At 57.3% G+C, this 14,034-nt stretch carries 13 protein-coding genes; 7 read left to right on the top strand and 6 right to left on the bottom strand.

What is annotated here, in order from left to right; genetic code table 11:
* Nucleotides 1-17 precede the first annotated feature (17 nt).
* From ypdE to dcuC, 6 genes are all read right to left on the bottom strand, one after another.
* On the bottom strand, nucleotides 18-1,058 hold the full coding sequence (gene ypdE, locus E0L20_RS05660; protein WP_131633091.1) for an aminopeptidase: 1,041 nt from the start codon (nucleotides 1,056-1,058) through the stop codon (nucleotides 18-20).
* Nucleotides 1,058-2,143, bottom strand: coding sequence for an aminopeptidase (gene ypdF / locus E0L20_RS05655; protein WP_131633090.1), 1,086 nt, complete (start codon nucleotides 2,141-2,143; stop codon nucleotides 1,058-1,060). The genes ypdE and ypdF overlap by 1 nt, the downstream gene beginning before the upstream one ends.
* A 13-nt stretch (nucleotides 2,144-2,156) precedes the next feature.
* A complete protein-coding gene (locus E0L20_RS05650; protein WP_131633089.1) occupies nucleotides 2,157-3,407 on the bottom strand; it encodes a PTS fructose transporter subunit IIC in 1,251 nt (416 codons plus the stop codon).
* Nucleotides 3,408-3,434: 27 nt separating this feature from the next.
* A complete protein-coding gene (locus tag E0L20_RS05645; RefSeq protein ID WP_131633088.1) occupies nucleotides 3,435-3,758 on the bottom strand; it encodes a PTS fructose transporter subunit IIB in 324 nt (107 codons plus the stop codon).
* A gap of 171 nt (nucleotides 3,759-3,929) precedes the next feature.
* Complete coding sequence (rna, locus tag E0L20_RS05640; RefSeq protein WP_131633087.1) at nucleotides 3,930-4,739, bottom strand: ribonuclease I; 810 nt, start codon at nucleotides 4,737-4,739, stop codon at nucleotides 3,930-3,932.
* Between the two features lie 94 nt (nucleotides 4,740-4,833).
* Nucleotides 4,834-6,201 (bottom strand): anaerobic C4-dicarboxylate transporter DcuC, encoded by a 1,368-nt coding sequence (dcuC, locus tag E0L20_RS05635; protein WP_131633086.1) that lies wholly within the window; start codon nucleotides 6,199-6,201, stop codon nucleotides 4,834-4,836.
* A gap of 346 nt (nucleotides 6,202-6,547) precedes the next feature.
* Between dcuC and E0L20_RS05630 the strand changes: the two genes are divergently transcribed.
* The 7 genes from E0L20_RS05630 to cspE all read left to right on the top strand — a co-directional run bounded on the left by E0L20_RS05630 (nucleotide 6,548) and on the right by cspE (nucleotide 14,020).
* On the top strand, nucleotides 6,548-6,949 hold the full coding sequence (locus E0L20_RS05630) for a hypothetical protein (protein ID WP_131633085.1): 402 nt from the start codon (nucleotides 6,548-6,550) through the stop codon (nucleotides 6,947-6,949).
* A gap of 55 nt (nucleotides 6,950-7,004) precedes the next feature.
* Nucleotides 7,005-7,298 (top strand): copper-binding protein, encoded by a 294-nt coding sequence (locus E0L20_RS05625; RefSeq protein ID WP_131633084.1) that lies wholly within the window; start codon nucleotides 7,005-7,007, stop codon nucleotides 7,296-7,298.
* Nucleotides 7,299-7,309: 11 nt separating this feature from the next.
* Entirely contained in the window at nucleotides 7,310-8,566 is a 1,257-nt protein-coding gene (locus E0L20_RS05620; protein ID WP_131633083.1) for a TolC family protein, read from the top strand.
* Nucleotides 8,563-9,768: an efflux RND transporter periplasmic adaptor subunit gene (locus E0L20_RS05615; RefSeq protein ID WP_131633082.1), complete on the top strand. Its 1,206-nt coding sequence runs from the start codon at nucleotides 8,563-8,565 to the stop codon at nucleotides 9,766-9,768. Before E0L20_RS05620 ends, E0L20_RS05615 begins: the two co-directional genes overlap by 4 nt.
* On the top strand, nucleotides 9,765-12,881 hold the full coding sequence (locus E0L20_RS05610) for an efflux RND transporter permease subunit (RefSeq protein ID WP_131633081.1): 3,117 nt from the start codon (nucleotides 9,765-9,767) through the stop codon (nucleotides 12,879-12,881). Before E0L20_RS05615 ends, E0L20_RS05610 begins: the two co-directional genes overlap by 4 nt.
* A gap of 121 nt (nucleotides 12,882-13,002) precedes the next feature.
* Nucleotides 13,003-13,620, top strand: a complete 618-nt coding sequence (gene pagP / locus E0L20_RS05605; protein WP_165500685.1) for a lipid IV(A) palmitoyltransferase PagP — start codon at nucleotides 13,003-13,005, stop codon at nucleotides 13,618-13,620.
* Nucleotides 13,621-13,810: 190 nt separating this feature from the next.
* Complete coding sequence (gene cspE / locus E0L20_RS05600) at nucleotides 13,811-14,020, top strand: transcription antiterminator/RNA stability regulator CspE (RefSeq protein ID WP_002439184.1); 210 nt, start codon at nucleotides 13,811-13,813, stop codon at nucleotides 14,018-14,020.
* The last annotated feature ends 14 nt before the right edge of the window (nucleotides 14,021-14,034 follow it).

Genomic DNA, 14,034 nt, shown 5'->3' with positions numbered 1-14,034 from the left:
CTCCTTACCGCGTGAGATCAGCACCTGAAGTCCGTCAGGTGAGCCACGGTCTCACGGTTCATGCATGCCGCCAGCGCGACAAGCAGTTGATGGGTGTATTCAATGTCTTTTTCATCGGCAATCGACGCGGCGCAATGCCCGTGCCGGGTTGGGGGGCCGAGCACCACGGTGGGGATGCCCGTGCCGGAAAGATGCACCGCGCCACCGTCCGTACCGCCGTTGCTGAACATATCTTTTTGCAGCGGGATGCCTAACGGGCGCGCCACTTTTTCGATGAAGGCGGTGAGTTTCGGCGGGGCGATAAGGGTTTTGTCATACAGCACCAGCATTGGCCCCGCGCCGATTTGCCGGTGATTCGCGCTGCCGTAATCAAAGTTTTTTGACCAGCAGGCGGTATCCAGCACCAGCGCAATATCGGGGTTAATCGCTCGCGTGGCGGTCTGTCCGCCGCGCAATCCCACTTCTTCACTGGAGCTGGCAACCAGCCACAGTTCACACTCAAGCGGAGCCTGATGCATCTCGCGCAGCAGGCTAATCAGCAGGTAACAGCCCAGGCGGTCGTCGAAGGCTTTGCCCATCACCCGGCCGTGGGGAAGGGCGTGAAAAGGCGTATCGAAGGTCACGCGATCGCCTGCGTCAATGCCGCTGGCAAAGACCTCTTCCGCTGAGGTCGCTCCCGTGTCGACGCGCAGATTGTCTACGGTATCGCCTTTAACATCCCCATCCAGCAGGCCGTGGATTTTAGCGCCGGCGCGCGTGGTGATGCGCACGGGCTGTAGCGTGCGGGCCATCATGCGTACGTTGCCGATGGGTAAAACGTCAATCGCGCCTTCCCGGGACACGCTGCGCACCATAAAACCGACTTCATCCATGTGGGCGCAAACCATCACCTTCGGCCCGCTGCTCTGGTTCACGCGGATGAGCACTGAGCCAAGGCCGTCAAACTGCACCTCTTTATGGTACTTCTGTGCCTCCGCGATCAGGATATCGCGCACCTCCTGCTCTGACGCCGCAATGGCATCGGCTTCGCTCAGCGCGCGCAGTAATTCATGGTCCATCAGCGTTCCCCCGTCAGCAGCAGCGTTTTATCGGTGTCGTAAAGCACCTCGGCGCCCGTTTCCGTCACCAGAATGACGTCCTCAATCCTCACGCCGCCCACGCCGTCAAGGTAGATGCCCGGTTCGACGGTCAAGAGCATACCGGGCTGCAGCAGCGTAGTATCGGTGGGCGAGAAGCGCGGATTTTCATGCACGTCAATGCCGATGGCGTGGCCGGTGTTGTGGCCAAACTGCGGGCCGTAGCCTGCGCGTTCAATAATTTCGCGCGCGGCGCTATCCACCTGACGGCACGGAACGCCCGGGCGAGTCGCCCGGATCGCAGCGAGCTGCGCCTCCAGCACGATCTGGTAGATCGCATAGAGCGGGTGGTCCTCAGGCGCCTGCTGTTGCCCGGCGACAAGGAAGGTCCTCGTCATGTCCGAGCAGTATCCCTGGTATTGGGCGCCAAAATCGAGGGTGACCAGCTCGCCTGCCTCAATCACTTTGTCAGAGGCTTTACCGTGCGGCAGTGCGCCGCGCGGCCCGCTGGCTACGATGGTGTCGAAAGAGGGCTTGTCCGCCCCCTGCAGCTTCATAAACCACTCCAGCTCGGCGGCGACGTCGCGCTCGCGCATGCCCGGCAGAATAAAGCGCCGGATATGCTGCGCCGCGCCGTCGGCAATGCGGCAGGCCGCGCGAATGCGGGCAATTTCGTCCGCCGTTTTTATCTGCCGCAGTGCGTCGAGGGAGATACCGCAAAGCGTCGCATGCAGCGCGTCGCGCCACCGGCAGCCCGTTTGCCAGCTGACGTGTTCGCCTTCAAAACCCAGCGCGGTGAGGCCCTCGTCGGCAACAATCCGGTTCACCACCGCGGCAAACGGGTTTGCGGCATCGAGCAGATGCATCTGGTAGCCCGCCGCGCGCGACGCGATATCGTTGTAGTAGCGAAAATCGACGAGGATATGCGCGCGGGTTTTCGTGACCAGCACGTAGCCCGACCCGGTTGAAATGCCCAGATGCGGCTGTTTGTTCTGACGCGATGCGATCAGGACGCCGTCCAGTTTTTCTGCCGTGAGCCAGCCGCGAAGCGTTGTCAGTAAATCCATCTTTTTTACTCCGTTACAGCGTATCGATGGCGAGTTTTCCGCGCTTGTGCAAGGCGTTCCGAATAGTCACCACCAGCAGCGCCGTAATCACCGCGCCGACCAGGATGCTCAGCATATAGGCACCCAGATTGGTCACCAGCGGCCACGCCCAGATGGCCGATTCAGGGAACCACTGCACGGCGCCCAGCGCGGTCGCGGTCATCGCCCCGGCGATGGCGCCGATCATGTAGGCAGGCAGCGTTGCGAGCGGATTTTCCAGCAGGAACGGGATCGCCCCTTCGCTGATGCCCATAAAGGCGAGGAACATCGCGGTTTTTCCCTGCGGATAAAGCTGCGGGCTAAACAGGCGTTTACCGGTCAGGCGGCGATCGATAAGCGTTGCCAGCCCCAGACCAATCGGTGGGATGACAATGGCGACGGCGCGTGACGTAATCGGCAGCACGTGGTCGGTGGTTAATCCCAGCCCAACAAAGCCCGCCGCCTTATTGATGGGGCCTCCGAGGTCAATGGCCGTCGCGGCGGCCATGCCGATAGCGTACATCATCGAGCCTGCCTGGCCTGCGGCAAGCAGCAGGGCGCGCATGCCGGCGTTTAACCAGCCGCCAATCGGGGTGATGACGTAGTACATTGCCAGCATCACGAACAGGGCCGAGATAATCGGGATCAGAAACGTGCTTTTGAAGGCCAGCAGATACTGCGGCACGCTGATTTTGGCATTCAGCCATTTCACCAGATAGCCAGCGGCAATGGCGATAATCAGCGCACCTATAAAGGTGGAAGGCACCGGTTTGGTGGCAAGCCAGGTCAGTTTTTCAGGATCGAAGTTCAGCACCAGCGTGGGCTGCGTAGCGACCAGGCCGCCAATAAATCCGGCCGGGAAGGCCAGCTTGCCGCCGATGGAGTTGGCGACAAACGCCGAGAACATCGGGATCGCAAAGCTAAACAGCAGCCCGCCGAAGGACTCCGTCAGATAGCCGAACTTCAGAACGGAGAGGTTAAATCCGGTAAATTTGCCCGAGTTCAGCGCATCCATAATGCCGGTATCCGGCGGGATTTCCAGCCAGACGTAAGCGATAAGCTGTGAAATAGCGAGGATCACCCCGCCCATAATGAGCGTCGGCACCATGCGGGAGATGCCCGACATAATGTGCTGGGGAAGCTCTTTCCAGAAGGTACCGCCCGCGGCGACCGGCGCGGGTTTGATTGCGAGCGTGTAGCCCTCGTGACTTTCCGGGCGAACCGCACTGCGTTTTTTAATTGCCATGACGAAAACCCCTGAGGTTGAGGATTATTATTGTTCTGCTGCAATCATCTCTTCGATCTCTTTCAGGGTGCCCGCCGCATTTTTAATGGCGTCCTGAAGCGTGATCTCGTAGACGTCGCGCGTTTCAAAGCGCTCGTTATCTTCCGGCGTAATGGCGATGGCGTGGATAATGATGTCGGCGTCGGCAATATCCTGCGCCGTCAGGCGATTCTGAATACCGTCCGCGCCCTGGGTTTCAATTTTGACCTCGTAACCTGCTTCAACCGCAGCGTCTTCCAGCGCCTGAGCGGCCATAAAGGTATGCGCCAGGCCCATCGGGCACGCGCACAGTGCAATCAATTTTTTAGCCATGTGAAATTCCTCCTGTAGGTGACGGAACGATTATGGCGGTGAGTTTTCGATTGTGTTTACCGGATAAATAATGCAATGGCTGGATAAATGATACAGGTGTGCGGAAGTGTGACGCGAATCGTCATATAACGGAAATGAATGACAAGCCGGGCAAAGGGTGCCCGGCGGGGGTTAATAGCCGACCTTATCGACGGTAAATCGTTTGCCGCAGTTGCCCGGATGAGGCTGTGGCGCAAAGGATGCGGCAGAGAGCGGATTATTGATGGTGTCGGCTTTGAGGGAGATCTGCATTTCGGTCAGATAAGCAGGATTACCGCTGCAGCTGAGCTTAACGGCTCTGACGTTATCTTTACCCCAGGCCTTAGCCACCGCGTTGTCAAAATCGTTGCGGCTGACGGTTTTACCGTAGTTTGCCGCAAGGAACTGGCCCACGGCGCTGGCTTTCACTTCCTGGTTCATACGCACCATGGTGCCGAAGTAGGCGTCAGGATCAAAACCGAAGCAGACGCCGTGTTTGGCATATTCGTAGCGTTCGAGGCACGAGTTTCCGCCCGCCCCGGGCATGACGCCGTTGAGCTTTGCGGCTCCTGACAGCGATAGCCCCGTTTCGGCAGCAGAACATTTACGGCTGGCCTTCGCCTCCGGCATATTCGGGACAGGGCGCGTCGCGCAGCCAAAGCGCATCCAGCGGCGTTCATCCACGCCGCGCGCCGCGATGGATTTCGGCAGGCCCGGCCACAGTCCGTGGACGGTCAAAAAATCAGTTTTGGTGTTGCTCTCTTTTTGCAGACGACATTCGTCAGGTTCATTGCGATTGCGTTCGACCATGCTCTGGCAAAAACCGGTCTGCCAGGAAAGAGCCAGAACGTAGCGATCGAAATCGCCATATTGCGTTGCCTTGAGTGGGTCTGCCTGTGCGGATAATACACAGAGTGCAAGCGCCATTGCGCCAGACGGGATAACGATATCCTTCCTGAACATTTGATTTCCTGATCGGTGGGGTGCGATTTATTTCTGGAAGTTATTAAAGCACAAAAAGCGCCCGCAGGCGCTTTTGGAACAGCAGGAATTTCGCTTAGGCCGCGCCGGGAACCAGCACTTCCGTGGCGATGATGACGATGATCAGGCCGACGAGTACAGGCACCGAGGTGCGTTTAACCACTTCAAACGGCGAGATTTTTGCCATCCCCGCAACCGCAACCACCACGCCTGATACCGGAGAAATGGTGCGGCCAAGGTTGGACGCCTGCAGCATCGGGATGGAGAGGTAGGCCGGGTTAATGCCGGAGGAGTGCGCCAGTTTCGGGATCATCTCCACGAACGCATAGAACGGCGCGTTACCGGAACCGGTCGTCATCGCCGCCAGCATGGTCAGCACCACCAGGACCAGCATCAGAATAATACTGGCTGAACCAAACGAGGTGGCGATGGAGATCAGGCTCTGGATAAAGCCAATGGTGCTCAGGCCCTGCGCAAATACGCCCGCGGCAACCAGCAGCATGACCACGCCCGCGAAGGCATCGGCCATCCCGCGATAGGCGACTTCCAGGCCAGAGAACACTTTTTGCGTGTTGAAACCGCGTATAAACTCCAGCACCGCGGCCAGCAGCATGCAGATAACCAGAATGGTGATGATGTGCAGCTGCGGGCCCCATTTGCCGTCGAAAATCAGCACGCCGATAATAGGGGTGAAGGGCAGAATTGAGTAGAACGCCGGCGCGGTAGTGGTGATTTCGCTCACGTCCATCATCTCATGGCTGATGTTCTCTTTTTTATCCAGGTAGCGCTGCCAGAAGAAGTGGGTAATCCCCATTCCCACGATAGCCACAATGGAAATAGGCAGCGTGGTTTTAAAGGCGAAGTCAATGAGCGACATTTCAGCGGCCTTTGCAGCCAGCACGACGTCACCGGACGTCGGGGAAAGAATAATGGCCGCCGGGGACGCACAGATTGCCGCCGCCGCGCCGCGGCTGATGCCGACGTTAACCATCACCGGGAATAAGGTCGCCATTAACAGCACGCCCAGACCGGTGGCCGATGAAACGGCCAGAGACATCAGGCAGGCGAGGAAATAGGCCGCAACCATCAGCAGATAAGGGGAGTTAATATACTGCAGCGGTTTGGACGCCAGCTTCACGACCATATCGTTCGCGCCGATATGGGTCATATAGGCCGCAAAACCACACAGCATCATAATCATCATGCCCAGATCGCCACCGCGGCTCATGAGCAGAATTTTAATGTACTCAACAATGTCCGTCGCGGTATAGCCCGTGCTGGTTTCGCTGGCAGGTAAAACCGGATGTCCCATTAGGGCACTAATGATCAGCAGCGTTAAGCCGCCGACAAATAACACTCCGGTGGCCGAGTATCCTTTAATGATGTAGCGTGCTACACCGACGATGACGACGACTCCGATAAGGAGTTCGATAAACGTAAGCATGGTTTCCCCTGTATCCTTGCTGCCCGAGAGCACAAAAAATCAATAAAATAAAAGAAGGGTGAGAATGTGCCGAATTAATGGCCAGTCCTTGCTGATTAAAATCAATAAAGATACTACTAAAGGAGATATCGACGATATTTTTGCCACCGCACTAACATTTATGCCATATCGATATTGACCCGCTAAGACACCATTATATGTCATTAAATTGATAGTCAACTGTTAATGCATTGGAGGTAATTTCCCCCGGGAAGGAGATGTAACGTAAAACTCGTTAAAAGCGCTTTTCATTCATTCTTTTGCCTGCCTATACTCTCGCCACTTTTTTCAACCTGACGATCCCACTATGCACGCCAGCTGGACCTATCGCCTGCGCTTTCTCAAAAAGCATCTGTTGATGTTTTTGATGGCGTTTGGCTGGCTGATGATCCAGAGTCAGGTTGCCGTCGCGTCTCACAGCTGCACCATCGACGTGCGTGGCGAGGTGGCCGCTATCCAGCATATGGATATGATGGCGACGCCGGGGATTCACAGCACTGCTGATGCTTCACCGCTTTGTGAGAAACACTGCGTGCCGGATCAGGCACAAAAAGATCCTGCCCAACCGCAGCTGGTGGCGATCCCTGCCGCCATGACCCTCACCCTGAATCCGCCAGAATGCACCTCCGCGAGCCATTCTGCGTGGTCAGTAACCCCTCCAGCAGTAGGGCCGCCGGCAACGATACGCTATTGCCGGTTCAGAGAGTAAATAACCCTGTTAATCCGTTGTTTTTATTCAATTAACGTTTAACAGGAGTTTTATCATGCGTGCTTTATTCCTTTCCGCGCTGTTCGGCGCGTCCGTTTCTGTAGCTTCTTTTTCCGTTCAGGCCAGCCAGAGCTGGCAGGGCCACGGCGTGCTTCAGTCCGTCTCCGATCGTTCCGTCATGCTCCAGCACGACGCCATACCCGAACTGAAATGGCCTCCGATGACCATGCCGTTCACCTTATCCCCGGATGCAAAGCTGAACGGTGCGAAACCGGGTGACGAGGTGACCTTCACGCTTGAGCGTGCAGGTGACGGCTTCCGGATCGTCTCGCTGACGCCAGAGCGCTAAGCGAGGACACCATGAAACAACACACACTGAGCCTGTGGCTCGGTGGGGTGCTGTTCGGCCTTCTCAGCTCCGCCGTGCAGGCGGAGCCGTGGACGCTCGAACAGACCCTGACCGAGGCACAGCGCTATTCGGCGGAGCTTTCTGCCAGCCGCAACGAAGCGCAGGCGCTGGATGCAATGGCGGATTCCGCCACGCAGTTACCCGATCCGAAGCTGAAGTTCGGCATAGAAAACGTTCCTGTGCAGGGCAATAACGACGGGCGCATGACGCGTGAAGGCATGACCATGCAGAAGATTGGCTTCATGCAACGCTACGTCAGTTCAGAGAAGCGGGACCGTAAGGCACAGACTTTACAGGCGCAGGCGAGAGGGGTGCTGGCGAAATCGGAGGCCATCCGTGCCGCCCTTCAGCGCGATACCGCTCAGGCATGGCTGGATTTGGCGCTCGCGCAGCAGGCGCTTGGCACGGCTAAAAATCTGGTCAGCGAAACCGAGCGTCAACGCGGGGTGCAGAAGGCGAGCGTCGGCGCGGGCAGCTCGAACCCGGACAGCGTGCTGGCGCTGCAGATGACCCTGAGCGCCATGCGCGATAAAGAGACGCTTGCACAGCGTGACGTACGGCTGGCGCAAAGCCGTCTCCTGCAGCTGACGGGGCGAGCGATTTCAGACGTGCGCGGCCCGTTACCACGCTATCAACGGCTCCCGGCAGAGGAGAAAACGCTGGAGGAAGGCATTGCCCAGCACCCGGAAGTGGAAGCGGCACGCCGCGAGGCGGAGACGGCGAAAGCCCGTTCTGCTCAATCCGCAGTGGCTGCGATCCCGGACGTGGATGTCGAGGTGTTCTACGCCCACCGTGCCGAAGGCTATGACGATATGGCAGGGGTGATGTTCAGCGTGGATCTGCCTCTTTTCCAGTCCAGACGTCAGGACAAGGATTATGCCGCCGATGTTTCCCGCTCTATGCAGGCGGTCGACCAGCTCACGCTCCTCAAGCGCGAGCACGTTGCGCAGGTCCAGACGCTGGTGGCGCAGTATCAGGCGGCACAAACCCTGTGGCAGCGCCAGCGGGATGAGGTGTTGCCTTTACAGCGCCAGCGGCTGGATGTGCTGACGGCGCAGTATCGCTCCGGACAGTCAGATCTCTCGACGCTGCTGGAGGCACGCCGCGGCGTGCTGGACACGGCGCTGGCGGTCAATCAGGCCGAGCGCGAGATGGCGCGAACCTGGGCTGCCGTGAACTGGTTGATACCGCAGGAGCTTGCCCAATGAAAACAACAACCTTAACGGCCGTCGCGATCGCCGTCATCGTGGCCGCCGGCGGCGGCTACTACGCGGGAACGAAACGGCCCCATCAAACAGCAACGCCTTCTCAACCCGCTGAACGCAAGGTGCTTTACTGGTACGACCCCATGGTGCCCGGACAGCGATTCGATAAACCGGGCAAATCGCCCTTTATGGATATGGATCTGGTACCGCGCTATGCCGATGAAGAGAAAGCCGCGGCTGGCGTTAGCATCAGCACGCAGCAGCAGCAAAATCTGGGGATGAAAACGGCCAGGGCGCAGGTGCGCCAGCTGGTATCGCCTTTCTCGGCCTTTGCCACGGTATCCACGGACGAACGCAGCGTGTCGGTCGTCTCGGCTCCGGCCAGCGGGGTGGTAACGAAATTGTTTGTCAACGCGCCTCAGCAGCAGGTGAAAGCCGGGGAACCGCTGGCGCAGCTGTGGATACCGCAGTGGACGACGGCGCAGCAGGAGTATCTGGCGGTTCGCCAGCTTGGCGATGCCGGGTTGACGCAGGCGGCGCGCGAACGGCTTGCGCTGCAGTTTATGCCGGAAGAGGTCATCAGAACGCTGGAACGCAGCGGAAAGCCCCAAACGACAATGACGCTTCGTGCCGCTCAGGCGGGATACGTGGTGAAGCTGGACGTGCGGGAAGGTGCGCAAATTACCGCAACTGCGCCCCTTTTTGAGGTCGCCAGCCTCGATCCCGTCTGGCTGGTCATTGATTACCCCCAGACGCAGGCACAGTCTCTTGCGGTGGGCAATAAGATGATCGCTACCAGCGAGAGTTGGCCCGGCGAGCAGTTCCACGGCACCGTCAGCGAGCTGTTGCCGCAGATGGATACGACCACCCGAACGCTAAAAGCGCGCGTGGTGCTGGAGAATCCCGGGCAAAAGCTCAAACCGGGAATGTACCTCACCGTTGCCCGTGCGGAAGAATCCAAACGTCCGCCCGTGCTCGCCGTGCCCGAAGAGGCGGTGATTAATAGCGGGGGATCTTCACGTCTTCTCATTGCCACGGGCGACGGCTATTTCCATCCGGTGAATGTCGAGACGGGGCTAACGGCGCAGGGGTGGACGGAGATCCGCTCGGGGCTGAAAGAAGGCGACAGCGTGGTGACCTCCGGGCAGTTCCTGATCGACTCTGAAGCCAGCCTGCGGAGCGTAATGCCGGAGGTGACGCCATGATTGCGGCAATTATTCGGGCTTCGTTACGAAACCGGCTGCTGGTGATCCTGGCCGCGCTGGTGATGGTCGGCTGGGGAGTGTGGTCGGTGCAGCGTGCACCGCTGGATGCGCTTCCCGATCTGTCGGACGTGCAGGTTATCGTCAAGGCGAGCTATCCGGGTAAAGCGCCACAGGTGATTGAAGATCAGGTGACCTGGCCGCTGACGACCTCGATGCTCTCGGTGCCCGGCGCGAAAACGGTTCGCGGCTTTTCCATGTTTGGGGATGCCTACGTCTACGTGCTGTTTGAAGATGGCACCGATCTCTACTGGGCGCGTTCCAGAGTCCTGGAGTATTTGAGTCAGGTGCAATCGCAGCTTCCTGCCGGCGTTAAGGTGTCCCTGGGGCCGGACGCTACCGGCGTGGGCTGGATTTACGAGTATGCCCTGGTCGATCGCAGCGGCAAGCATAGCCTGGCGGATCTGCGGGCCATTCAGGACTGGACGCTGAAATTTGAGCTTAAGGCGGTGCCTAACGTGTCGGAAGTGGCAAGTATCGGTGGCATGGTACGCCAGTATCAGATTGTGGCCGATCCCGCGAAGATGCGCGCGCTTAATATCACCCACAGCCAGCTTTCCGGTGCCGTTCAGGCAGCGAATAAGGAGAGCGGCGGTGCGCTGCTGGAAATGGGCGAGGCGGAGTATATGGTGCGAACCACCGGCTATTTGCGCTCGCTGGACGATTTCCGCAACGTGGTTATCACCAGCCGCGACGGTGTACCCATCCTTCTCAAGGATGTCGCGACGATTGGCTTCGGCCCTGAAATCCGCCGTGGCGTCGCGGAGCTTAACGGGGAAGGCGAGGTCGCCGGTGGCGTCGTCGTGATGCGCTACGGGCAGAACGCTCAGGAGACCATTCATGCAGTGAAAGAGAAGCTGGAAGCGTTACGGAAAACGCTGCCGCAGGGCGTTGAGATTGTCCCGGTGTATGACCGCTCCACGCTCATTGAGGCATCCGTCAAAACCCTGACCCACAAGCTGCTTGAAGAGTTTGCCGTGGTGGTGGTGGTCTGCGCGCTGTTCCTGTTTCATTTCCGCTCGGCTCTGGTGGCGATCGTTTCGCTCCCGCTGGGCATCCTGGGCGCATTCGTGGTGATGCACTATCAGGGGATCAACGCGAACATTATGTCGCTGGGCGGTATTGCCATCGCCATCGGCGCGATGGTGGATGCGGCGATTGTGATGATTGAGAACATGCACAAGGTGCTGGAGCAGTGGCGGCATGATAATCCGGGCAAAGAGCCGGCGTCGGGAGAGTACTGGCGTCTGGCGGAGCGTGCGGCGGTAGAGGTAGGGCCGGCACTTTTTTGCAGCCTGCTGATTATCACCCTGTCGTTTATCCCGGTGTTCTCGCTTGAAGCGCAGGAAGGGCGGATGTTCTCGCCGCTGGCGTTTACCAAAACCTGGTCAATGGCCGTGGCGGCGGGGCTTGGGATCACCCTGGTCCCCGTGCTGATGGGCTATTTTATCCGCGGGAAAATCCCGGATGAGAAAGCCAATCCGATTAACCGCGCGCTGATCCGCCTGTATGAGCCGCTGCTGGATAAAGTACTGACCTTCCCCAAAACCACCCTGGTGCTGGCGTTCGCGCTTTTACTCGCCACGCTCTGGCCGCTAAGCCGCCTGGGGAGTGAATTCATGCCGCCTTTGGACGAAGGGGATCTGCTGTATATGCCGTCTACCTTGCCGGGTATCTCTGCCCGGGAGGCCTCGCGTCTGTTGCAGCAAACGGACAGGCTAATCAAAAGCGTCCCGGAGGTAGCAAGCGTGTTTGGTAAAGCCGGACGCGCGGAGTCGGCAACCGATCCCGCGCCGTTAACCATGCTGGAGACCACCATCCACTTTAAGCCTCGCGAGGAGTGGCGGCCCGGCATGACGCCGCAGAAGCTGGTCGAGGAACTGGATAAAACGGTATCGCTGCCCGGCATTGCTAACGTCTGGGTTCCGCCTATTCGCAACCGTCTTGATATGCTCGCAACCGGGATTAAAAGCCCGGTAGGCATTAAGGTGAACGGCAATAATATTGCGGATATCGAGCGCGTGGCGCAGCAAATTGAGCAGGTGGTGAAGCACGTTCCCGGCGTGACGTCTGCGCTGGCGGAGAGGCTGGCGGGCGGGCGCTACGTCGACATTCGAATCGACAGGCAGAAGGCCGCCCGCTATGGCGTTTCCGTTGATGAACTGCAGAGCATGGTTTCGACGCTGGTGGGTGGGGATAACATTGGCGAGGTGCTCAACGGACGGGAGCGTTACCCGATCAATCTGCGCTACCCGCGCGATCTGCGCGATAACGTCGACAAGCTGCGGGTGTTACCGGTGATTGCGGCGAACGGTAGCCAGGTGGCGCTGGGAGAGCTGGCAGATATCGTTGTTACCGAGGGGCCGCCGATGCTGAAAAGTGAAAACGCCCGCCTGTCCAACTGGATCTATGTCGATTTGCGCGGACGCGATCTGAAGTCCGCCGTGGATGAAATGCAAACACGGGTAGCGGAAAATGTGGTTTTGCCCCAGGGCGTTTCGCTCTCCTGGTCCGGTCAGTTTGAATATCTCGAACGCGCAACGGCGAAGCTCAAAATAGTTTTGCCGCTAACGCTAATGATTATATTTCTGCTGCTTTGGCTGACGTTTAAGCGGGTGACGGATGTCCTGATAATAATGGGGACATTACCCTTCGCTCTTATTGGTGGAGTCTGGCTGCTGTGGCTGCTTGAATATAATCTCTCTGTGGCGGGGGCGGTAGGATTTATCGCTCTTTCTGGTGTTGCCGCGGAATTCGGTGTAATTATGATTCTCTATCTAAATCATGCGCTGGATAAATACCGAAGTCGCGATCCTGACGGTGGAAATGCGGTATTGATGCGGGCTATTCATGAGGGCGCGGTGCTGCGCGTGCGTCCAAAAGTGATGACGGTGGCAACTATCATGGCGGGGCTGCTGCCCATCATGTGGGGCGGTGGCAGCGGCTCTGAGGTGATGCAACGCATCGCTGCGCCGATGATCGGTGGAATGGTGACGGCCCCCTTACTGTCGATGCTGGTTATTCCCGCCCTGTATAAATTGTTACATCAACGTTAAATATACATTCCTGCATATGCTTATTTGGGTGTGCAGGAAGTTACCTATCGGAATATTCCCATAACTCCCGTCATTAATTAAGAATAACGCTGATGTTGTTAAGACTTCATTCAAGTATTCTATGGTAAACTTTGCTTTGAATACTAAGAATGGTAATTGCATTGTGATCGTACGGAATAGATTTTTTCTCATTTTATTGTTTATTTTTGGACAGTTAACCTTCTCTTCTGTTGCGCAGGCAGAAGGTAACGAGGCCGATAAAGGCTGGTTCTCTACCTTTACGGACAACGTTTCGCAAACCTGGAAGGAGCCAGAACACTATGATCTCTATATTCCAGCCATAACCTGGCACGCGCGTTTCGCGTACGACAAAGAAAAAACGGATCGCTATAACGAACGTCCGTGGGGTGCGGGTTTTGGCCAGTCTCGCTGGGATGAAAAAGGCAACTGGCACGGGCTCTATCTGATGGCTTTTAAGGACTCATACAATAAGTGGGAGCCTATCGGCGGTTACGGCTGGGAGAAAACCTGGCGCCCGCTGGCTGATGATAACTTCCGCCTTGGGCTGGGCTATACCGCTGGCTTTACCGCGCGCGATAACTGGAAGTACATTCCGATTCCGGTGCTTTTGCCGCTGGCCTCCATTGGCTATGGACCGGCAACTTTCCAGATGACTTACATACCCGGAACCTATAACAACGGTAACGTTTACTTCGCGTGGATGCGTTTTCAGTTTTAACTGAAAAAACGTGACGTATTGGTGAAAAAATGCACTGATGTTGAAACCGATAGGATAAAAAACGCCCGGCAAAAATTAACGCGACTTTTGTCACTTTTTATCAAAGAACCGCTGGACAAAAGGTCCCGCAATTGGTGTACTGATACCCGACACAGCATTTGTGTCGTTTTTTAATGTAAAGGTAATTTTGATGTCTAAGATTAAAGGTAACGTTAAGTGGTTTAATGAGTCCAAAGGATTCGGTTTCATTACTCCTGAAGATGGCAGCAAAGATGTGTTCGTACACTTCTCTGCAATCCAGTCTAATGGTTTCAAAACCCTGGCTGAAGGTCAGCGCGTTGAGTTTGAAATCACTAACGGTGCCAAAGGCCCTTCTGCTGCTAACGTAATCGCTCTGTAATTCAGACGCGTCAG

The sequence above is a fragment of the Enterobacter wuhouensis genome, from assembly GCF_004331265.1.
Taxonomy (GTDB): Bacteria; Pseudomonadota; Gammaproteobacteria; order Enterobacterales; family Enterobacteriaceae; genus Enterobacter; species Enterobacter wuhouensis.
This window is presented reverse-complemented; position numbering and strand designations above follow the sequence as displayed.